The organism is Streptomyces sp. NPDC059452 (genome assembly GCF_042750035.1).
Taxonomy (GTDB): Bacteria; Actinomycetota; Actinomycetes; order Streptomycetales; family Streptomycetaceae; genus Streptomyces.
Window position 1 is genome coordinate 92,813 of the sequence record NZ_JBHYVE010000016.1, and the last position, 21,090, is coordinate 113,902.

At 72.8% G+C, this 21,090-nt stretch carries 19 protein-coding genes and 2 pseudogenes; 16 read left to right on the forward strand and 5 right to left on the reverse strand.

Features of this window, described 5'->3' with window-relative positions; genetic code table 11:
* Positions 1 to 480: 480 nt before the first annotated feature.
* On the reverse strand, positions 481 to 1,644 hold the full coding sequence (locus ACFW9Z_RS21740) for a S1 family peptidase (RefSeq protein WP_384643324.1): 1,164 nt from the start codon (positions 1,642 to 1,644) through the stop codon (positions 481 to 483).
* A 321-nt stretch (positions 1,645 to 1,965) separates the two neighbouring features.
* Here ACFW9Z_RS21740 and ACFW9Z_RS21745 point away from each other — a divergent pair, with 321 nt between their 5' ends.
* Positions 1,966 to 2,997 carry an SCO7460 family lipoprotein gene (locus tag ACFW9Z_RS21745; protein ID WP_384643327.1) on the forward strand — a complete coding sequence of 344 codons (1,032 nt, stop codon included), beginning with the start codon at positions 1,966 to 1,968 and terminating at the stop codon, positions 2,995 to 2,997.
* Positions 2,998 to 3,012: 15 nt separating this feature from the next.
* Here the strand turns inward: ACFW9Z_RS21745 and ACFW9Z_RS21750 are convergent, their stop codons facing one another.
* The 4 genes and pseudogenes from ACFW9Z_RS21750 to ACFW9Z_RS21765 all read right to left on the reverse strand — a co-directional run bounded on the left by ACFW9Z_RS21750 (position 3,013) and on the right by ACFW9Z_RS21765 (position 6,035).
* Positions 3,013 to 3,564 (reverse strand): GNAT family N-acetyltransferase, encoded by a 552-nt coding sequence (locus tag ACFW9Z_RS21750; protein WP_384643330.1) that lies wholly within the window; start codon positions 3,562 to 3,564, stop codon positions 3,013 to 3,015.
* 53 nt (positions 3,565 to 3,617) lie between these two features.
* Complete coding sequence (locus tag ACFW9Z_RS21755) at positions 3,618 to 5,132, reverse strand: carboxylesterase/lipase family protein (RefSeq protein ID WP_384643333.1); 1,515 nt, start codon at positions 5,130 to 5,132, stop codon at positions 3,618 to 3,620.
* 115 nt (positions 5,133 to 5,247) lie between these two features.
* Positions 5,248 to 5,805: pseudogene (locus tag ACFW9Z_RS21760) on the reverse strand (Mur ligase family protein); the annotation flags it as partial.
* Between the two features lie 89 nt (positions 5,806 to 5,894).
* Positions 5,895 to 6,035, reverse strand: coding sequence for a hypothetical protein (locus tag ACFW9Z_RS21765; protein WP_384643336.1), 141 nt, complete (start codon positions 6,033 to 6,035; stop codon positions 5,895 to 5,897).
* A 304-nt stretch (positions 6,036 to 6,339) separates the two neighbouring features.
* On the opposite strand from ACFW9Z_RS21765, the gene ACFW9Z_RS21770 reads away from it, so the two are divergent.
* From ACFW9Z_RS21770 to ACFW9Z_RS21840, 15 genes and pseudogenes are all read left to right on the forward strand, one after another.
* Positions 6,340 to 6,879 (forward strand): DUF5709 domain-containing protein, encoded by a 540-nt coding sequence (locus ACFW9Z_RS21770; RefSeq protein ID WP_384643339.1) that lies wholly within the window; start codon positions 6,340 to 6,342, stop codon positions 6,877 to 6,879.
* A gap of 172 nt (positions 6,880 to 7,051) precedes the next feature.
* On the forward strand, positions 7,052 to 8,494 hold the full coding sequence (gene gndA / locus ACFW9Z_RS21775) for an NADP-dependent phosphogluconate dehydrogenase (RefSeq protein WP_384643342.1): 1,443 nt from the start codon (positions 7,052 to 7,054) through the stop codon (positions 8,492 to 8,494).
* Positions 8,495 to 8,740: 246 nt separating this feature from the next.
* Positions 8,741 to 9,815: pseudogene (locus ACFW9Z_RS21780) on the forward strand (Dyp-type peroxidase).
* The gene (locus ACFW9Z_RS21785) at positions 9,815 to 10,612 is read left to right on the forward strand and encodes a family 1 encapsulin nanocompartment shell protein (protein WP_384643345.1); all 798 of its coding nucleotides are present in this window, start codon (positions 9,815 to 9,817) and stop codon (positions 10,610 to 10,612) included. Before ACFW9Z_RS21780 ends, ACFW9Z_RS21785 begins: the two are co-directional and overlap by 1 nt.
* Before the next feature lie 85 nt (positions 10,613 to 10,697).
* Positions 10,698 to 12,125, forward strand: a complete 1,428-nt coding sequence (locus tag ACFW9Z_RS21790; protein ID WP_384643348.1) for a diaminopimelate decarboxylase — start codon at positions 10,698 to 10,700, stop codon at positions 12,123 to 12,125.
* A gap of 630 nt (positions 12,126 to 12,755) precedes the next feature.
* A complete protein-coding gene (locus ACFW9Z_RS21795; protein ID WP_384643351.1) occupies positions 12,756 to 12,929 on the forward strand; it encodes a hypothetical protein in 174 nt (57 codons plus the stop codon).
* Entirely contained in the window at positions 12,926 to 14,014 is a 1,089-nt protein-coding gene (locus ACFW9Z_RS21800) for an ROK family protein (RefSeq protein ID WP_384643353.1), read from the forward strand. Before ACFW9Z_RS21795 ends, ACFW9Z_RS21800 begins: the two co-directional genes overlap by 4 nt.
* Before the next feature lie 31 nt (positions 14,015 to 14,045).
* The gene (locus ACFW9Z_RS21805; protein WP_384643356.1) at positions 14,046 to 15,053 is read left to right on the forward strand and encodes a phosphotransferase family protein; all 1,008 of its coding nucleotides are present in this window, start codon (positions 14,046 to 14,048) and stop codon (positions 15,051 to 15,053) included.
* A 292-nt stretch (positions 15,054 to 15,345) separates the two neighbouring features.
* A complete protein-coding gene (locus ACFW9Z_RS21810) occupies positions 15,346 to 15,873 on the forward strand; it encodes a hypothetical protein (RefSeq protein WP_384643359.1) in 528 nt (175 codons plus the stop codon).
* Positions 15,874 to 15,987: 114 nt separating this feature from the next.
* Positions 15,988 to 16,902 (forward strand): diiron oxygenase, encoded by a 915-nt coding sequence (locus tag ACFW9Z_RS21815; protein ID WP_384643362.1) that lies wholly within the window; start codon positions 15,988 to 15,990, stop codon positions 16,900 to 16,902.
* Positions 16,889 to 17,797, forward strand: coding sequence for a hypothetical protein (locus tag ACFW9Z_RS21820; protein ID WP_384643364.1), 909 nt, complete (start codon positions 16,889 to 16,891; stop codon positions 17,795 to 17,797). Before ACFW9Z_RS21815 ends, ACFW9Z_RS21820 begins: the two co-directional genes overlap by 14 nt.
* Positions 17,794 to 18,810, forward strand: a complete 1,017-nt coding sequence (locus tag ACFW9Z_RS21825) for an NAD(P)H-dependent flavin oxidoreductase (RefSeq protein WP_384643367.1) — start codon at positions 17,794 to 17,796, stop codon at positions 18,808 to 18,810. The genes ACFW9Z_RS21820 and ACFW9Z_RS21825 overlap by 4 nt, the downstream gene beginning before the upstream one ends.
* Complete coding sequence (locus ACFW9Z_RS21830) at positions 18,807 to 19,070, forward strand: acyl carrier protein (protein ID WP_384643370.1); 264 nt, start codon at positions 18,807 to 18,809, stop codon at positions 19,068 to 19,070. The genes ACFW9Z_RS21825 and ACFW9Z_RS21830 overlap by 4 nt, the downstream gene beginning before the upstream one ends.
* Before the next feature lie 7 nt (positions 19,071 to 19,077).
* Positions 19,078 to 19,629 (forward strand): MOSC domain-containing protein, encoded by a 552-nt coding sequence (locus ACFW9Z_RS21835; protein WP_384643373.1) that lies wholly within the window; start codon positions 19,078 to 19,080, stop codon positions 19,627 to 19,629.
* A 108-nt stretch (positions 19,630 to 19,737) separates the two neighbouring features.
* On the forward strand, positions 19,738 to 21,090 hold the full coding sequence (locus ACFW9Z_RS21840) for a hypothetical protein (RefSeq protein ID WP_384643376.1): 1,353 nt from the start codon (positions 19,738 to 19,740) through the stop codon (positions 21,088 to 21,090).

The following is a 21,090-nucleotide window of genomic DNA, read 5'->3' on the forward strand; positions in this document are numbered from 1 at the left end:
ACCTCCATGCCGCTCTGCATCCATGCACATCGGTGCACGGTGGGGGGAGAGTTGAGCTGGGCGGTGCAGCCGCGAAGAGGCGCCGTTCCCTTGCGTTCACGAACTGCGCTCACAAAGCCGCGCTCACGAAGCCACGTTCACGAAACCGCGTTCACGAAGCCGCGCTCACGAAGCCGCGTTCACGAAGCCGGAAGACTGCGGGAACCGGACGGGAGAGCGCTCTCCAAGGCGGTGTCAGTGTTGCGCCGAGGCTGAGAGGGTGTCAATAGCTTGTGAACGATGCACCGCGCACAGGGCGTTGAGGTATCAGGCGGATGCGGCGATGGGCACCGAATTGCCCGGGGAAGGGCACCCGGGGAAGGCAGGCAGCGGCGTCGACACATGAAAGCGGCCCCGCCCGCAGGCAGGGCCGCTCGGGGCATCCGCCCCTGACCCGTGGAGGGTGGCCGCCCGGCCCGCCGGGCGGGCGGCCACCCCGGTTCACGCGGTGTGCAGGGTCAGCCCGTACCGGTTGAGGATCTCGTTGACCGGCTGGTACCAGGTCTCACCGCCGCTGCTGCAGTTGCCCCAGCCGCCCGAGGTGACGCCCTGGGCCTGGTCGCCGCTGATGAACGAGCCACCGGAGTCGCCGCCCTGGGCGCAGACGCTGGTCTTGGTCATCTGGTGCACGGCACCCTGGCTGTAGTTGACGGTCTCGTTCTTGGCGAGGACCCGGCCGCAGTGCCAGCGGGTGGTGGAGCCGGAGCGGCAGATGGACGCGCCGATCGGAGCCTCGTTCGAGCCGCGCACCAGCTGGTCCGGGACGGTGCCCCAGCCGAGGACGACCGGGACGGTCCACCAGCCGCTGCCGACGTTCACCCAGGCGTAGTCGTCGCCGGGGAAGGACGAGCCCTGGAAGTTGCCGATGTACGAGTTGTCCCAGCCCCGGACCTGCTGTCCGGTGCCCCCGCAGTGCCCGGCGGTGACGAAGCCGCCGTGCACCGAGAAGCCGATCGAGCAGCGGACGTTACCGGTGTAGTACGGGTCGCCGCCGACGGTACCGGCGGCAAAGGTCTGCGGGGCCTCCGCCGTCCGCTCGACCGTGACGGGCCCGGCCTTGCGGGCCTTGGCCACAAAGGCGCGGACATCGTTGTCACCGTACGCGGAGCCGACGACGTTCACGACGACGCGGCTGCCGGCGGGGTCGACGCGCCAACTGGCCACACCGGCCGGTGCGGTCAGGGCGTCGATGCGCTTCATGGTGGCGTCGAGCCGGGCGGCCGAGTGCTCGACGATCCGGGTTTCGGCGCCGGTGGCGCGTACGGCACCGGCCTTGCCTGCGTCCGCGACGGCCACGGTCAGCTTGCCGGTCGCCGGGTCGAACCACGAACCGCCGTAGGCGGAACCGGCGGCGCGCTGGGCCTTCGGCTCCAGGGCGGTGGCCGCCCTCTCCTCGGCCAGCCGGGTACGGGCCTGACCTTCGGTGAGGCCGAGGTCGCGCTGCATGGCGGAGAGCAGGGCGGCCGAGGCGGGAAGCTCAGCGGAGCCGACGGACGCGGGGGCGGGTGCGGGTGCGGCGGAGGCGGACGACGGGCCGACGGCGGCCCAGGCACCGAGGACCAGGAGTGCGGACAGACCGGTCCGCAGCACGGTTGCGTGTCTCAAGGGAGTGACCCTTCCTTGTTGTTCCAGCGAGGTGGGGGTGGAACGGGAGGCATCCGGGAGCACGCCCGGCTCCTGCCATTGAGAGCGCTCTCAGAAGTGCCGTCCCGGACTGTAGCGGAGTTCCATAGTCAGGTCCATGCCAATGACGAGAGGCGGTCAGGAGGAACCGCGCGAGGGCACCCCGCCCGGGACGCACCCGGGGCGCGGACGGGATCCCGGGCAGACCCCGTACCGGGATTGAGTAGGCGTACTCATCCGCCCCCCGGAGACCGGTCCTACTGTCACAGGAACACAGGGCAGAACCACCCGGAGGAGCAGGCCATGGCCGGATCGCGCCGCAGGCAGTTGAGAGCCGTCACCACCTGCGTGCTGGCGGGTTCACTGGCCGTACTCCTCGGTGCCTGTGGGGTGATCACCACCAAGGAGGACCGCCGGGCGGCGGAGGAGCTGGCCGAGAAGCACTTTCCCGGCCAACTGAAGTCGGTCGAGGCCCGTACGCTCGCCCCCGGCTCGGGCGGCTCCGAAGTCACCTTCGCCCTGGCCGACGACCCGGACGCCGTCGTCCGGCTGCGGATCAAGGCGGCCGACGGCACGTGCGACCGCAAGGACTGCGGCAAGGCGCTGACGGAGGCGGTGGCGCGCGGGCGGGCGGAAGCCACCGCGTACCGCACGCTGCGGGGCGCCTTCGACGCGTGCGGCTACGAGATCATCGCCCTCGGCCCCGCCGGGACACCGCCCTATGTGGCGGCCGAGCTGACCAACGCCACCGTGGAGAAGGTGCTCGCGGAGATCGGGGGCTGCGTGCAGCGGTGGGTCTCGGCGAACGGGGCGGACAGCCCGTTGGCGAAGGCGGAGGCCTCGTACGTGAACGTCATCTCCCCCGCCGTCGCCGAGAAGCGCAGCCGGGGCAAGGACTCCTGGCCCACCATGATGCGCCTGACCCGCGGCAACCTGCTGGCCTCCCTCTCCAAGCGCCCCTTCCACTCGGCCAGTTACGACATCCACGCGGGCCGGGTCGACACGAAGGGCAGCGCCCGGGCCGTCCGCCCGTTCAAGGAGAGCCAGGAGTTCGGCAGGACGGTCCGGAACGCGGTGAAGGAGAAGCTGCGCGCCACCTACCCGAACGTGGTCATGAGCACCTATCAGTGGGTGTGGCGCCTGGAACCGGGCCGCGTGGACCGGCAGACCGGCTACCTGCTCTTCTGCCCGGAGCCGGACGAGCGGGGCCGCTGCGTCAACAGTGACGACGCGGTCCTGGTGACCACGGACGAGCGCGGCAACCCGGTGGGGGAGATCCGCATCGTGCACGACGTACGCGACGACAGGGGGTCGCTGCGGCTGCCGCCGTACTAGAGACTGGAGCAGCCGTCAGCCGACCGGGGCCGTCGATGAGGCCGCAACCGTCGAAGGGGCCGGGGCCGTCGATGAGGCCGGGGCCGTCGATGGGGCCGGTGCCGCCGAAGGGGCGGGAGCCGTCGATGAGGCCGGGGCCGTGATCACCATCAGTTTCTCCGGTTCGGTCACGGCCGAGAAGCCCGCATGTGCGTAGACCGCGTGGGCGTCCAGCGTGGAGAGCATCAGCCGCTTCAGCCGGTAGGGCTCCAGCGCCGCGACGACCGACTCGGCGAGCCAGGTGCCGATGCCCCGGCCGCGCGCCTCGCGGGCGACGTAGACGTCGCAGAGCCAGCCGAAGGTGGCGTAGTCCGTGACGACTCGGGCGAAGGCGAGCTGCTCAGCGGTGGCGGTGTCCGGGGTGTACACGCCGAAGACGAGCGAGTGCTCGATCGAGCGCGCCACGGTCTCCCGGCTCCGGCCCAGGGCCCAGAAGGCGTCGGTGGAGAGCCAGTGGTGCACCCGGTCGAGGTCGATGCGCGCGGGGTCGGTGTCGAGGGTGAGCCCGTCGGCCCTGGTCGTGATCATGGCATCCCATCGTACGAGGCGAGGAGGCGGCTTCCGCCGCACGGATCGGGCCCTCAAGGGGGCAGCAGGGGCAGACCGGCCGCGCCCCACAGGTCGCGGAAGGTGTCGGTCCTCCGGCTCTCCTCCCCGGCGGTACGCCACACCCGTACCGCTGTCGCTTCCCCGCTGCCGCTCAGGGCGTCCCAGCCCGGGTCGCCATGGGCGGCGAACGCGGCCCACGCGTCCGCCATGCGGTGCGACAGCTCGTGGTCGGCGGGGCCGGGTTCGCCGCCGGTCAGGAAGTGGACGCTCTCCTCGTGGAGGTTCCCGAAGGCGAAGGGGATGTCCGCGCAGTGCCAGGCCCGGACCCGCTGCCCCTGCCCGCCGCGTCGGCGGTCGAAGCGGGAGAGGAAGGTCCTTCCGCCTGCCCGGGCGTGGGTCTCGGCGAGCCTGCTGCTGTATTCGGCGAAGAGGAGGTCTCCGTACAGGGCCAGATGGACATCGCGGACGGGAGCGTCCGGCAGGCGGTCGCGGTAGCCGTCGACGAGCTGCGGTGGCAGGCCGAAGTCCTCTGCGAACGCGGTCAGTTGCCGGTTCGTGGTGATCTCCGCGCTGCTGCCGACGGCGTCCAGGAGCCAGTACTCCTCGGTCGTGTGGCAGACCAGCAGCTCCACCTCCGCGCCCGCTCCGGCGGCCGCCGCCTCCAGGGGGTCGGCGGCGAGGAAGGTCCCGTCGGCGACGGGGCCGTACAGCGCCGGATCGTGGTGGCGGCGGCCCGAGCCGGGGTCCTGCCGGTACCGCTCGACGACCCGGTCCGATGCTGCCACCAGCGCCTGCGGGGATGCGGCGAGCAGCCCCGCACGGGTGGCGGGGACCCCGGCCTCCGCCGCGACCTCGGCAGTGGTGCGGGCCGCCTGGTCGGCGGGGGCGCAGGCGTTGACGGCGCTGTGCAGGACGGCTCGGTGGAACAGCCCGCGCGCCCGGTCGGCCGCCATCAGGCAGGCCGCGGATGTGGCCCCCGAGGACTGCCCGGCCACGGTGATGCGTTCGGGTGCGCCACCGAAGGCCGCGATGTTGTCGCGCACCCATTCCAGGGCGGCGATCTGGTCGAGCAGCCCCCGGTTGTCGGGGCAGGCGGGGCCCTCGCCGTCGGCGGGAACATGCCCGAACCCCTCGAAGCCCAGGCGGTAGTTGAGCGTGACGACGACGAGTCCCCGGGCGGCGAGGGCGGTGCCGTCGAAGTCGGGCTGGGAGGAGGAGCCGAAGATGTAGGCGCCGCCGTGGATCCAGACGAGCACGGGCAGGCCGCCGGGCCCGTCGGCCGGTGCCCAGATGTTCAGCGTGAGGATGTCCTCGTCGCCGGGCGACCAGGCCGGGGCGCCCGGCAGTTCGGCGGACTGGGGCGCCACGGGGCCGAACGCGGTGCACTCCCGTACGCCGTCCCAGGGCTCCGCCGGACGCGGCTCCCGGAACCGGTGGGCGCCGAACGGCGGGGCTGCGTACGGCAGTCCGCGTACGGTGACGATCCCCGGGTCCCGGTCGGAGCGCCGCCCCCGCACCTGCCCCGCCTTCGTCGTGAATACGTCCACGGCCGCCGCTCCCCCGCTCCGCCCCGACAGCCCGGCTTTCGGGCGTGCGGTTGGCAGGATGTCAGACGGTCCGTCCGTCGCGCCAACACCTTTCCGCAGGTGGGCGGGGGTGGGCGAGGTGGTCCTGCGACAGGTTGGTGAAGACGCCCACGTCGACGAAGGTCCGGTCCGGACGGTGGGTCAGCAGGCCCATCGAGGTGGCCTCCAGGACGACGCTGTCGGCCGCGCTGTCGCGTATACGGCTCAGCAGGTACTGGAGATCGGGCGACTCGGGGGTGGAGAGCGCGGAGGGCGGCATCGGGATCGGTTCGTCCCGGATCCGGCTCCCCGCCGTGCCGATCACCCCGACCCGGGCGCCCTCGGCGAGCCGCAGCACCGACTCGACCATGTACGAGACCGAGGTCTTGCCGTTGGTCCCGGTGATGGCGATCAGGTCCATCGCGCGGCCCGGCTCACCGAAGTAGCGCGAGGCGATGACGGCTGCCGCGCCCCGGGCGACGGCCGGTGCGACGGCGTCCGGGCCGCCGGCCGCGTGGTCGGGCACCGCGACGAAGGCGGAGCCGGGCGTGGCGCGGTCCGCGTCGAACGTCGTACCGGCCGTGATCCTCGTGCGCTCGGGGCTGCCCTGCAGCACGTGGTGGTCCTGGCCGGCCAGGAGGTCGCTCAGCTTCACGGTGGATCCTCCGGCGCGGAGAGGCCAGGGGTCGTACGTGGAAGGGGGCGGTGGACCGGGGCCGTGCCGCCCGTCAACGCCGAAGGTCGCTAGCCGTGGCCGTGCAGCGCGGTACGGCCCGTGCCGGGCGCCGCGGCGGCGGGTGCCGGTGCGGCGGGGACCGCCGCGACCGGGGGCCGCACGGAGGCGGCCCGGTGCGGGCACTTCCCCGGTTCAGCGCTGCGACCCATGAGCCGAGTGTACGTCCGGCCCGGAATACCCCGGGCCACGACAGTGAGGCGGACTGTCACCAGGCCCCTCCATACGGTCCTACGAGCGGGCCGTACGCTCCTCTGAGCGGGCCCGTTGGACGGTACGGGCGTCCTGTGTTCCGGCGGTCCGGACCCCGCACGGCAGGGGCCACGACCTCGTACGGACCCGTCCGGCGCACCACGGGCGGAGGCCCGGAATCCGATCTTCCCTTTGCGGCCGGAGCGGGACCGGAGTGGAATTGCGTACAGGGGACAGTCGTTCTCCCGGAGGAAAGGACGCGCCATGAGCGACACCGACTGGGGGGACGACGTCTACCAGCCCCAGGAGCCGGAGGCTTCCGATCCCGATGAACAGCTCGGCGCCGAGGACACGCTGCTGGACCCTTCCGGCACCGGTGACCCCCTCGACGAGGGCTACTCACCGCCGGACCGGCCCTGGGTGGTCGAGGGGCTCGGTACCACGGCCGCCGAAGGGCTCACGGGTGAGTCACTCGAAGCCCGGCTGACCAGGGAACTTCCCGAGGATCCGGGTATCACCGGGGACGGGGTGGGTGATCTGGCGGGCGGGGACGGCGAGCTCTGGAACGGCGAGGTCGGCGTCGCCCGGGCCGGGCGGCTGACCCAGCAGGCGGAGGGCAGTGTTCCGGCCACCCTCACGGCCAGCGACGTGGGCATCGACGGCGCCGCGGCGTCGGCAGAGGAAGCCGCGATGCATGTGATCCCCGAGGACGGGGACGACGAGTCGCTCCTCGACGGTTCACTGCCGGACGGTTCCTTCAGCGATGGCTCGCCCGCCGAGCGCGATCCCCGCCCGTCCCCCTGAACGGCCACGTCCGCGCGTCGGCTGAACGGCCACGTCCGCGCATCGCCGTATGAACGCCGCCGCCCACCGCCCCGTACTCCCCGGCATCCCCCGGCACGCCCTGGCACCCCCCGACCCGAACGAACACCCACCCCAACGGCACCGAACGCCCCGGAACCGCAGGAGCACACAGATGAGCGGCACTGCCCAGATCGGCGTCACCGGGCTCGCGGTGATGGGCCGCAACCTGGCCCGGAACTTCGCCCGCAACGGCTTCACCGTCGCCGTGCACAACCGCACCGCCTCGCGGACCGACACGCTGGTGAAGGAGTTCGGCGACGAGGGCGCCTTCGTCGCGGCGCACACCCCCGAGGAGTTCGTCGCGGCTCTGGAGCGGCCCCGGCGCCTGGTGATCATGGTGAAGGCCGGTGACCCCACGGACGCCGTGATCCAGGAGTTCGCGCCGCTGCTGGAGGAGGGCGACGTCATCATCGACGGCGGAAACGCCCACTTCGAGGACACCCGCCGCCGGGAGAAGGAGCTGCGCGAGCGCGGAGTCCACTTCGTGGGGGCGGGCATCTCCGGCGGCGAGGAGGGCGCGCTGCACGGGCCGAGCATCATGCCGGGCGGCTCCGCCGAGTCCTACGCGTCGCTGGGGCCGATGCTGGAGAAGATCGCCGCGCAGGCGAAGGACGGCACCCCGTGCACCGCGCACATCGGTCCCGACGGGGCCGGGCACTTCGTGAAGATGGTGCACAACGGCATCGAGTACGCGGACATGCAGCTCATCGCCGAGGCGTACGACCTGCTGCGCCGGGTCGCCGGGTACTCCCCCGCGCGGATCGCGGACACCTTCCGGAGCTGGAACACCGGGCGGCTGGACTCATACCTCATCGAGATCACCGCCGAGGTCCTCGCCCATACGGACGCGGCCACCGGGAGTCCGTTCGTCGACGTCGTGCAGGACCGGGCGGAGCAGAAGGGCACTGGGCGGTGGACGGTGCAGATCGCGCTCGACCTGGGCGTGCCGGTCTCCGGGATCGCGGAAGCAGTCTTCGCCCGGTCGCTGTCGGGCCACGCGGACCTGCGGGAGGCGTCGCGGGAGCTGCCGGGCCCGGTGGCGAGGCCGCTGGAGGGAGCGGAGGCCGCCGCGTTCGCGGACCGGGTCGAGCAGGCACTGTACGCCTCGAAGATCGTCTCGTACACGCAGGGCTTCCACCAGATCCGGGTCGGCAGCGAGGCGTACGGCTGGGGCATCGACCTGGGCTCCGTGGCGGCGATCTGGCGTGCGGGCTGCATCATCCGGGCGGCGTTCCTGGACCGGATCAGGGCGGCCTACGACTCCCGGCCCGAGCTGGTGAGCCTGCTCTCCGACGAGGAGTTCGGGCGGGAGATCGGGGCCGCGCAGGACGACTGGCGCGCGGTGGTGGCGGAGGCGGCGCGTCAGGGTGTGCCGACGCCCGGTTTCGCCGCCGCGCTGTCGTACTACGACGGCCTGCGGGCGGACCGGCTGCCCGCCGCGCTCACCCAGGGGCAGCGCGACTTCTTCGGGGCGCACACCTACCGGCGTACGGACCGGGAGGGTTCGTTCCACACGCTGTGGGGCGGGGACCGGTCCGAGGTCGAGGCCGACTGAGGCGTACGCGTACGCGCCCCAGGGCGACCTTCCGAGGCCCGCCGAGACGCCCACCGAGGCGTACGTGCCCGGGCGCGCGGGTGTCAGTCGGCCGGGCCACCCCGGGTGCGGGCGTCGGCGGGACATGGCTTAGTGGGCTGCGAACCCCGTACAAGCGATCCACCGATCAGCCGATCAACCGATCCACTGAACCACTGATCCACCGGCCCATCAGCCCACCGACCCTCTGATGCCTGGAGTGCGCGCATGCCCGACGCCGTCCCCGACCCCGTCTCGGTCCAGCCCGTCGTGGCCCCGCTGACCAGCGCGGCGCTCTTCCTGGTCGGTACGGTCGAGCCGGGCGGGGAGGAAGCCGTACGGGAGGTGCTGCCGGACCTGGCGGCCGTGGCCCGTTCCCTCGGTTTCCGCTACCCGGACGCAGGTCTGGCCTGTGTGACGGGGTTCGGCTCCACCGCCTGGGACCGGCTCTTCGGCGGGCCCCGCCCCGCGCACCTCCACCCGTTCCCGGAGCTGCGCGGCCGGCTCCACCACGCCCCGGCGACCCCGGGCGATGTGCTGCTGCACATCCGGGCCGAGCGGATGGACGTCTGCTACGAGTGGGCGGCGCAACTGCTGACCAAGCTCGGCGGGGCGCTGCGGATCGTGGACGAGACGCACGGTTTCCGCTATCTCGACCACCGGGACCTGCTCGGCTTCGTGGACGGTACGGAGAACCCGGTGGGCGCCGACGCCCGCTCGGCGGCGCTCGTCGGCGCGGATGACGACCCGGAGTTCGAGGGCGGCAGCTATGTCGTCGTACAGAAGTACCTGCACGACCTGACCTCGTGGAACGCGCTCTCCGTGGAGGAGCAGGAGCGCGTCATCGGCCGCACCAAGCTCGACGACGTGGAGTTCCCGGACGAGGAGAAGCCCGCCGACTCCCATCTCGCGCTGAACACGATCACCGACCCGGACGGCACCGAGCGCGACATCCTGCGGGCGAACATGCCGTTCGGGAACTTCGGGCAGGGCGAGTTCGGCACGTACTTCATCGGGTACGCGGCCGACCCCGACGTCACCGAACGCATGCTCCGCAACATGTTCCTCGGCGATCCGCCCGGTACGCACGACCGCATCCTCGACTTCTCCACGGCGGTCACCGGCTCCCTCTTCTTCGCCCCCCGCGCCGACTTCCTCGACGACCCGCCGCCCCCGCCCGGTCCGGTCCGCGCCGAGGACCGGACCGGGCGCGGTCTCCGCACCGGTCCGGCAGATGTCCGTCCCGGCCGGTTCCGACCACGGTTCGCTGCGCATCGGCAGCCTGCAAGAAAGCGCCCAGTGATGAACAATCTGCACCGCGAACTCGCACCGGTCACCCCCGCCGCCTGGGACGAGATCGAGGAGGAGGCCCGGCGCACGTTCCGCCGCCATGTGGCAGGACGCCGGGTCGTCGATGTCTCCGATCCGGACGGCCCGACGCTGGCGGCGGTGGGCGACGGCCATCTGCGCGACATCGACCCGCCCGCCCCGGACGTCCTGGCCCGGGCGCGTACGTCGATGCCGGTCATCGAGTGGCGGGTGCCGTTCACGGTGACGCGGCAGGCCGTGGACGACGTGGAGCGCGGCTCCGCCGACAGCGACTGGCAGCCCGTCAAGGACGCGGCGCGCACCTGCGCGTTCGCCGAGGACATGGCCATCATCGACGGGTACGCGGCGGCCGGGATCACCGGTCTGCGGGACGGCTCCTCGCACGATCCGCTGCCGCTGCCCGCCGACGCGCGGGACTATCCGGTGGCGGTCAGCCAGGCGGTGACGCGGCTACGGCTGGCCGGTGTCGACGGACCGTACCGGCTGCTGCTCGGCGCCGACGCGTTCACCGAGGCCGCCGAGACGTCCGACCACGGCTATCCGGTCAAGACCCATCTGGCCCGTATCGTGGACGACGAGATCCTGTGGGCGCCCGCGGTCCGGGGCGGGGTGCTGCTCTCCACCCGGGGCGGGGACTTCGAACTCTGCCTGGGCCAGGACCTGTCGATCGGGTACGCGGACCACGACACCACCAGCATCCACCTCTACTTCCAGCAGGCGTTCACCTTCCGGATGCTGACGCCGGAGGCGGTGGTCGGGCTCATCGCCTGAGGCCCGGCTCCCTTCGCCGAAGGCCTGGGGAAGACCTGTGAAAAACCTGGCGGAAGACCGGGCGGAAGACCGGGTGAAAGACCGGGTGAAAGACCTGTGGGGTGCAGCCATCACCGACTCCGGCCGTACGACCCGGACACCTTCCGAAGCCCGTGGGCGGGCCGCCGCCGGGCCACCTGTCGCGGTCCGGTCGCCGGTCGTCCGGTTCGACGCGGCCGTCCGGGCGGCCGTCGGGCAGGGGCTGCTGAGCGAGACCCGCCCGGTGGCCGGGTTCATCGACACCGACGGGGTCCGCGCGTCCGTCGCCGCGCTGCGCGAGGCGTTCGCGCACAGCCCCGGCGTTCTGCACACCTTCGCCGCCAAGGCGTCCTCGCTCGTACCGGTGCTGCGGCTGCTCGCCGACTGCGGGATGGGGTGCGAGGTGGCGAGCCCGGGTGAGCTGCGGCTCGCCGTAGACGCCGGGTTCGCGCCGGGGGCGATCGTGCTGGACTCCCCCGCCAAGACCCGCGAGGAGATCCGGCTGGCGCTCGCGCTCGGGGTGGCCGTCAACGCCGACAGCATCGACGAACTGCTGCGCATCGACGCGTTACGGAACCGGGACTCCCCCTCCGTCCTCGGGCTGCGGGTCAATCCGCAGGTGGGCGGTGGGGCGATCGGGCCGATGAGCACGGCGACGGACACGTCGAAGTTCGGGGTGGCCCTGCGCGATCCGGGCGCCCGCGAGACGGTCGTACGGGCCTTCGGGGAGCGCCCGTGGCTCACCCGCCTGCACGCCCATGTCGGCTCCCAGGGCTGCCCGTTGGAACTGATCGCGGCGGGGGTGGCACAGACGTACGAGCTGGCCGAGGAAATCAACGAACGGCTCGGCACCCGGCAGGTCGCCAGCCTGGACATCGGCGGCGGGCTGCCGGTGAACTTCACCGGCGACACCGTGCGCCCCACCTACGCGGCGTACGTGGACGCGCTCACGGCCGCCGCCCCGGGCCTGTTCTCCGGGCGGTACGCGCTGGTCACCGAGTTCGGCCGGTCCCTGCTCGCGAAGAACGGGTTCATCGGGGCCCGGGTGGAGTACACGAAGGACGCGGGCGGCCGCCGGATCGCGCTCACCCACGCGGGGGCGCAGACCGCCACCCGTACCGTCTTCATGCCCGAATCCTGGCCCCTGCGGGTCGGCGCGTTCGCTCCGGACGGTTCACCGAAGCCCGGCCCGGTACTGGCCCAGGACATCGCGGGCCCGTGCTGCTTCGCGGGCGATGTGGTGGCCCACGGCCGGGAGCTGCCGGAGCTGGCCGAGGGCGACTTCGTGGTGCTGTACGACACGGGGGCGTACTACTTCTCCACCCCGTGGGCGTACAACAGCCTGCCGCGCCCCGCGGTGTACGGCTTCCGCGCCACTGGACCGGGCGGCGAGGTGACGTTCGCGACGGTACGGGACGCGCAGACGCTGGACGCCATCGCCACGGAGAGCGGCCTGGGCCACGCGGACGCGCTGACGGGCCTGGGCGGGGGCTGAGCCCGAGCTCGGTTCCGTACGGTGCGGTTCCGTACGGCGAGGGCCGGGCGCGAGGGCCGGGCGGGCGAGGACGGCCCCCGCGCCCGGCTCCCGCGCTGCTCGCGGCGGGCGGGGGACCGTTCGACGCCTCCTCCACGACCCGGCGGGCCCGGGGGCCGTTCGACGCCTGCCCTACGGCCCGGCGGGCTCGGGCTGCGGCTCCGGGTCCGGTACGGGGTCCGGACCGGGCGCCGGGGGCTGCGGGATCGGGTCCGGGGCAGGCCCGGGAGGCACCGGGGCGGGACCCGGCGGTACGGGCGGCGGGCTCGGCACGGGGGTGGGCGGACCCGGCACGGGCGGAGGCGTCGGCGACGGCGGTACGGGGTCGGGGTAAGGGTGGGTCATCTCGGTCCTCCACAACGACATGAAACGGACAGATGGAGCTTTCCTCCACCGTCTCCCGGTGCGGCTGCCCGCGCCTGCCGAGTCCACACGTCACCGTCCCGATGCCACGGATACCAGGGATGCCACGGACACCGGGGGGCGGGGCCCCGGAACCGTCGCCGCAGCAGTGAAATGGCTCAGAGGCGTGGTATCCGGCCGCGTTCGACTGCGTTAGCGTCGCCTTCCCGACACCGATGGGGAGGTCTCGTGCGCGCTCTCGTCTATCTGGGTCCAGGCTCTGCCGAACTTCGGGAACGGCCCGCAGCGCAGCTCGCGAACGGTGATGGCGTCGCCGTGGAGATCGTCGGTACGGGGATCCGCGGGACGGAACGCGAGGTCCTCCTGCCCGGGCGGATCCCGGCCCGGCCGGTGGGCGCGTGAGGACGCCGCGGCTCGGCTCGATCGAGTCCGGCGGGTCCAAGTTCGTCTGCATGGTCGGCTCGTCCCCCGGCCGGATCGAGGCCGAGACCAGATTCCCGACCGGGCGGCCGGGCCCCACGCTCACGCGGGCCGTCGCCTTCTTCCGGGAGGCGGTCGCCGAGAGCGGGCCGCTGGACGCGATCGGCATCGCCTCCTTCGGCCCCCTCGAACTGCGCCCGGGCCACGCCAAGTTCGGCCATCTGGCCGCCACCCCCAAACCCGGCTGGTCCGGGGTGGACGTGGCCGGTCCGTTCGCCGCCGCGCTCGGAGTGCCGGTGGGCATCGACACCGACGTCAACGGTGCGGCCCTCGGCGAGGGCCACTGGGGCGCCGCGCGGGGGCTGGACACCTATGTCTACCTCACCGTCGGCACCGGGATCGGCGGCGGTGCGGTGATCGGCGGCAAGGTGGTCAGCGGCCTGGTCCACACCGAGATGGGCCACCTCACGGTGGGCCGGATCACGGGCGACACCTTCCCCGGCTCCTGCCCCTTCCACGGCGACTGCTGGGAAGGGCTGGCGGGCGGCGATGCGATGGAGGCCCGCTGGGGTGCTCCGGCCGAAGAGCTGACCGGGGACAGACTGCGTGAGGCGCTGCGGCTGGAGGCGGCCTACCTGGCCGCAGGGCTGCGCAACATCGTGTACACCACCGCACCCCAGCGGATCGTGATCGGCGGCGGGGTAGCGGAGCTCCCCGGGCTCTTCCCGCTGCTCGGCGCCGAACTGGCCGCGACCCTGGCCGGATACCCCGGGCTGCCCGAACACACGGCCGAGGACTTCGTGGTCCCGGCCCAGCTCGGCCGACTCGCCGGACCGGCGGGCGGACTGGTCCTGGCAGCCGGGGCGGCGGCGGGCGCACGGCCGTTGTCCGACGCCGGGTTCGCGGCCGACGCGCGGCGCGCAACCGGCGCTGGATTCGCGGCCGACGCAGGGTTCACGGCTGGCGGAGGGTTCGTGACCGGCGTCGAGCCCGGGACCGACGCTGGGCCCGGCACCGGCGCTGAGCTCGGCACCGGCGCTGGGCCATCGGGAGGAACCGCCGCATGAAGGCGGCCCCCGGCCGGGCAGGCTGGCCGGTGTGACGCGCCGCCATTCGCCTCCGGTGGGTCTCCTGGACCCCGCCACGCGCACCTGGCTGACCCGGCACGCCCTGCCCGGGGCCCTGTTGCACGGGGTGGACCCGCTGCCCGGCGGGTTCACCAACGACATGACGCTGCTCACCGCCCGGCTCCCCGGCGCGGCGGGGCCGGAGCGCTTCGTCCTGCGCCGCCACCGGTCCTCCCCCAGCCGGTTCCCGCGCAACACCTGTGCTGTGGAGATCGCTGTCCTCGGCCGGGCGGCGGCCCGGGCAGTCCCGGTGACCGCAGTGGTCGCGGCCGATCCGCAGGGCCGCACCACCGGCCGCCCCGCCCTGCTCTACCGGTACGTGGACGGGTCCCCGCTCAGCGAAGTGCTCGCGGACCGCCCGCCGAGGGGCGAAGCGCGGGCCCTGGGCCGGGCCGTCGGCGCGGTGCTGGCGCGGATCGGCCGGGTCGGGCTGCCGCACCCGGGCCCGTTCGGCGACCCCTCACTGGTCCCGGCCCCGGACGGCGCGTCCCCGCTCGATGACCTGGCCGGTTTCGTCGACCGCTGCCTGGTCACGGCGGCCGTGGACGGGCCGCTGAGCGGGACCGACTCGGCGGCACTGCGCGCCCTCGCCCGGCGCGGGGCCGGGGCCCTTGCCGCCCTGGCAGGTGAACGGCGCCTGGTGCACGGCGACTTCAACCCGAAGAACGTGCTGGTTCATCGGCGTGCCGGGCAGTGGGCGGTGGCCGCTGTGCTCGACTGGGAGCTCTCCTTCAGCGGCTCCCCGCTCTTCGACGTCGGGAACATGCTGCGCTTCGCCCATGAGTACCCGCCCGCCTTCACCACGGGCTTCGTCGACGGCTTCCGGGGCGGGAGCGGGCGGCTGCCCGACAACTGGCCCCGGCTCAGCCGGACGCTGGACCTCTTCGCACTCGCGGACATCCTCACCGCACCACCCGACCCGGCCTACTTCGCCCGTGCGCGCACCGTGCTGCGCCGGTCCGCCGCCGACGGGCACTGATCGCCCCCCGAGCCCGGCCCGCCACCACCACCAGCCGTCCCTGGCCGCCACCAGCCGTCCCCGACCGCCACCGATTGCCCCCGGTCGCCTGTCGTCCCTGCTTTCCCATCCGACCCGTAGACCGCTCCATTCCCAGGAGACAACTACAGTCCGCACCAATCCCGGAAGACCTGGCGATAAACGCCCCAGGAATGGCCGAGAGGCATCACACGGCCTTCTTCTCACCATCCATAACTCCGGTTACTCTGCCTGAATCGAAACGAAAGATCCTTCACCCAGGGAGAATTCGGCCATGGAGAACGGAAATCCGGATAATGTCCTGAAGACACTCACACCGACCGTTCGCTGCAACGGCACGCCGCCCACGCCCGCCCTGCGCGAAGGGCCGTACTACAAACCCGACACCCCCCTCAGGACCAGCTTCCGGGACGATGTGGACGAGGGTGTCCCGATGCTGCTCCATGGCACGGTCCGCACCCCCGAGGGGAAACCGATCGGCGGCACCCTGCTCGACTTCTGGCAGGTCGGAGCGGCCGGAGTCTACGACGACGACGGGTTTCGGCTGCGCGGTCACCAGTTCGCGGACGCCGAGGGGCGGTGGCGGCTGGAGACGGTGCTGCCCGCCGTGTACCCGGGGCGGACGCGGCATGTGCACGTGAAGGTGCAGCCGCCCGGCGGAGTCGTACTGACCACGATGCTGTATTTCCCCGGCGAACGCCGAAACCACCTCGACAAGTATTTCCGGCCAGAATGCCTGATGGACGTGGAGCAGACGCCCGACGGCTGGAATGCCGCGTTCAACTTCGTCCTGGACGTATGAAATCCCGCCCCTGCCCTACCGGATAAAGCCCTCCACCACACCACCCCAAAGCATCAATATCCGCCCTTCGCCCCGGGCTCTGCTCTCGGCCATCCGTTGGAAGGAGTGACGCCCATGCGCCCCCCGAACGCCCCGCCCACCGAAGCGGTCAGCACCGCGACGGCGGACGACACCGAGTTCCGGTCCCTGCTCGACCGGCTCTCCGACAAGGCCACCGCGGACTACTACAACCCCTTCACTACGTTCGACTGGCCGGACTCGATCCCCACCGACGAGCTCTGGATGTCCCCCGAGCTGCTCTCCGTCCACGGCACCGAGCTGATGGACGAGCTGAGCCCCGCCCAGCTGCGGGCCCTGAGCCGGTGGGAGAGCGTCAACTTCTACAGCCTCAACGTGCACGGCATCCGCGAACTGCTCATCGAGGTCACCCGGCGCGTCCACACGCCTGGCTTCGAGCTCCCCTCCGAGTTCTTCCACCACTTCATCGGTGAGGAGAACGACCACATGTGGTTCTTCGCCACCTTCTGCCTCAAGTACGCCGACAAGATCTACCCCGACAAGTCGGTCAAGCTCCCCGAGCCCCCGCGCGACCCGGACATCGAGAACTTCCTGGTCTTCGCCCGGATCCTGATCTTCGAGCAGATCGTGGACCACTACAACGTCCGCCTGGCCGACGACCGGCGCCTGCACCCGACCGTGCGGCACATCAACCGGCTGCACCACCAGGACGAATCCCGCCACATAGCCTTCGGCTGCCGCCTGGTGCACCTCCTGTGGAAACGGCTGCTCGCCCGAGGCCTGGACGAGGCGGCCCGGCAGGGACTGCGCGACTATCTCGGCCGCTACCTCACCACCAGCATCGAGTCCTTCTACAACCCGGCCGTCTACCGGGACGCCGGGCTCCCGGACGGCTTCGCGCTGCGCCGGCGGCTGCTCGCCCACCCCGCCCGGCAGCCCGCCCACGCCAAGGTCCTGCACAAGACGACCGGCTTCCTCCACCGGATCGGGGTGTTCGATGACCGTCACTGACCCCGCGACCACGGAAGGGACCGGGGCCGCCTGGTCGGTACGGGACGGGCTCGCCACCCTCGACGAACCCGCCGTCCTCCTGATGGACGCGCTCGACGCGGTGTTCACCCGCTGGGGCACCGAGGCCGGTGCCCGGCGCCGGAGCTATCCGCCCCTGCTCCGGGCCGAAGAGCTGGAGACCCTCGACTACTTCCGTAACTTCCCGCACCTGGGCAGCCCGGTCACCCGCATCCGCCCCGACCGGCTGACCGCCCGCGCCACGCCCCCGCCCGGAGCCACCCAACTCCCCACCACGGCCCCGCAAGGAACCACCCGCCTCCCCGCCACCGACCTGGCCGACGCCACCCACCTGCTGCCCTCCGCCGCCTGCTACGGCTGCTTCCTGCACCTCTCCGGCACCAGCGCCGACGCCCCCGTCCTGATCACCACCGCCGCGCAGTGCTTCCGCAACGAGGACCACCACGACGGGCTGCGCCGGCTCTGGGGGTTCACCATGCGGGAGATCGTCTGCGTCGGATCGGCCGAGGCGGTACGGGCCCATCTCGACCGGCACCAGGAGCGGATCGCCGCCTTCGGCGCGGCCCTCGGCCTCACCCTGGAGCGGCGGCCCGCCACCGACCCGTTCTTCGAGAAGGACGGCTCCCGCACGGTGATGCAGCTGCTCGCCCCGGTCAAGGACGAGTACCTGCACACCGACGGCACCGCCGTGGCCTCCACCAACAACCACCGCAACTTCTTCGGCGAGCGACGCGCCATCCACCACGCGGGCCGCCCGGCCTTCACCGGCTGCGTCGCGTTCGGCCTGGAACGGTGGGTGCACGCCCTGGGCGACCTCTTCGCAGGGGACCTGGCCGCCGCGCTCCGCGCCGTACGGCTGATCGGGGACCGTTCGTGACCCGGCTGGCCGACCGGCTCGGCCTCCGGCTGCCGCTGCTGCAGGCCGGGATGGGCGCCGTCGCCGGGCCCGGGCTGTGCGTGGCGGTGTCCCGGGCCGGAGCGGGCGGCACCCTCGCGCTGTACAAGGAGCCGCCCGCGCGGGCGGCCCGGCTGGTCAGGGAGGTGGCCGCCGCCACCGGCCGCCCGTTCGGGGTGAACGTGGTCCCCGAGGTGACCGGCCCGTCCGGCTGCCTCGACCAGCTCCGGGCCGTGCTGCCCGAACTGCCCCCGGGCGCCTTCGTCACCTCCTTCGGGCTGCCCGACGCCGACGCGGCCCGGGCCGTCCGGGCCGCCGGGCACCCGCTGGTGGTCCAGGTCGGCACCCTCGCGGACGCCGGTACCGCCCTTGACCGTGGCGCCGCCGTCCTGGTCCTCCAGGGCACCGAAGCAGGCGGCCACCTGCTCGGCCGGCTGCCCGGGGACCTCCTGCTGTCCGCCGTACGGAACCGCCACCCGCACGCGGTCCTGGCCGTCGCGGGCGGGATCGCCACCGGGGCCGACCTCGCGGACGCCGTGGCGCGGGGCGCGGACGGGGCCATGGCCGGAACCCTGTTCGTCCCGGCCGCGGAATCCACCGCGCACCCGGAGTTCAAGCGGCGGGTGGTCGAGGCCGCGGCCGACGACACCCTCATCACCTCCGTATTCGACATCGGCTGGCCGCACCGCCCGCACCGCGTCCTGGCCAACCCCCTCACCACCACCGGGGAACGCGCCCCGGCCACCTTCATAGCCACCACCCGGGTGGACGGGCGGACGTACCCGGTACCGCGCTACAGCGCGGCGGCTCCGGGTGAGCGCACCACCGGCCGCATCGAGGAGATGGCCATGTACTGCGGGCGGTCCTGCGCCCGCGTCACCGCCCGGCACCCGGCCGCCGTCACCGTCGCCCGGATCGGCCGGGAGTACGAGAGCGCCCGCAGCTCCCCCACCGCCTCCCCGGGCCCCACCGGATCCAGGAGAAAGCAACCATGAACGAAGCAACCGTGAACGAAGCAACCATGGACGACGTGATCAAGCCGGTCGTGGACTGGCTCCGCGAACGCAACCCCACCGTCGAGGAGATCCCGGAGGACCTCGACCTGATCGAAAACCGGCTGATCGACTCGCTCGGCTTCATGGAGTTCATCCTGCTGCTGGAGGACCTGATCGGGCGGGAGCTCCAGCTCGACCGGATCGACGTGGACCAGTTCCGGACTCTCCGTTCCCTCAAGGACCACTTCCTGGAAGGGTGAACCGCCCATGGCACAGGACCCACCGCCGCCCGGCCCCGGCCGTATCACCTCCCTGCACCTCGCCACGCGCCCCGGCGAGCCCACCTTCCGCGTCGCCGAGGCCCACGCGGTGACGGGCCGGGGCCTGGCAGGTGACCGTAACTACTGGGCGGGCGAGGGCCCCAGGCCCCGACGGCGGGGAACCGGCCGGGCGTCCGGGGTCTGCGATGTCACCCTCATCGAAGCCGAGGCCCTGGACGCCCTGGCCCGGGAACACGGCATCACGCTCTCCCCCGCCGAATGCCGCCGAAACCTCGTCTGCCGCGACATCCGGCTGAACCCGCTGGTGGACCGGGAGTTCCAGGTCGGCGCGGTGGTCCTGCGCGGCCTCAGGCTCAGCGAGCCCTGCGCCCGCCTCGAACAACTGGTGCGCCCCGGCCTGATCCGTGGCCTGCTGCACCGGGGCGGGCTGCGGGCCGAGGTGATCCGCGGCGGGACGATCCGGGTGGGCGACCGGGTCCTCCCCCTCCCGTACGACACACGCCCGCCCCTGCCCACCGTTCCCGCCACCCTCCCCTGAGGCCGTACGGACGGCCACCCCGAACCTGCCCGCGAACCCGGGCGGTCCACCCGCGCGCCGAGCGCGGGGCGAACCGGCCGTACGTGGCCCTGCAGACAGGAAGACAGCATGGCGATCGATGGAGCCGCCCTCGGGCGGAAGAGCGAGACGACACCGGAGTTCGGCGCGGACGCCCCCTCGGCCAAGGCCGTCGAGCGCGCGAAGGAGGCGGCCGAGGAGCTCGCCACGGCGGGGGCAGCCGTCTCCGTCCGCCTGCTGGAGTGGGGGTTCGTCCTCCGCCTCGACCAGCAGGCGGCCGACCGCCCGGCGGGCCCCGACGCCACCGGGCCCGGCGACGGATTCCGGACCCTCGTCTCGGAGGTGCTTGCCGGATCCCTGCCCTCGGACATCGCCGGAGCCGTCGGCGAGGCGCTGACCGCCCGCGCCGAACAGATCCGCCCGGCCGCCCGGGGCGCCGGGTGCGAGCTGGTCTCGCCGTGGTCCCTGCCCACCCTCCTCGCCCCCATGGCCCTCGAAGCGCCGCCGCACGAGACCGGCCTGTGGTTCAGCGTGTTCGCACCGGACCCGGGCTGGGGACCCGAGGCGCAGTTCACCGCCCCTTACGCCTCCGAGGCCCCGGCCCTGGCGGTCTTCCGCGATGACCTGTACTGCGTCTACCAGGGCCGGGGCGACAATCCCGACCTGTGGTGGACCGCGCACCGTGCGGACGGCGGCTGGTCCGGGGACCAGCCGTTCCCCGCCCACCACACCCTGGGCAGCCCGGCGCTCGCGGTGTTCCGGGACCGGCTGTACTGCGCGCACCGCGGCGGCTCGGGCGACTGGGGCATCGCGCTGACCTCGTACGACGGCGAAAGCTGGACGCCGGACCTGCCGGTTCCGCACGCCGAGAGCGTCTACGGCCCGGCGCTGGCCGTCTTCCGCGACACCCTCCACCTCGCCTACGCCGAGGCCACCCAGCGGATCATGGTCACCACCAGCCGGGACGGCCGCACCTGGACGACCCCCGAACCCGTCCCCGGCGGCGCCACCACGAGGTCCCCGGCGCTCGCCGTGTACGACGACGCCCTCCACCTGCTGTACGGCAACCCCAAGGACGGGGCGATCCACTGGAGCCGGCTGCACGGCGACCGCTGGACCCCCGAGGGGGCGCTGCCGGGACACCGTACGCGGAGCAACATCGGCCTCGCCGACTTCGACGGCAAGCTGATGTGCGTCCACCGCGACCCGGCGCGCCAGCAGCTGTGGTGGTCCGCCTTCGACGGCACCGGGTGGAGCACGGACACCGAGCTGCCGGGGCACAGCAGCAAGTACGGTCCGGCGGTGGCCGTGTACCGGGACCAGCTCCTGTGCGTCCACCGGGGTCACGCCCAGCGCTTCGTCACGGCGTCGGGAGAGGTACTGACCGACGAGAACCCGGCAGGCCTGCACGAACTGGACGACCCGGACCCGACTACAGGCTGA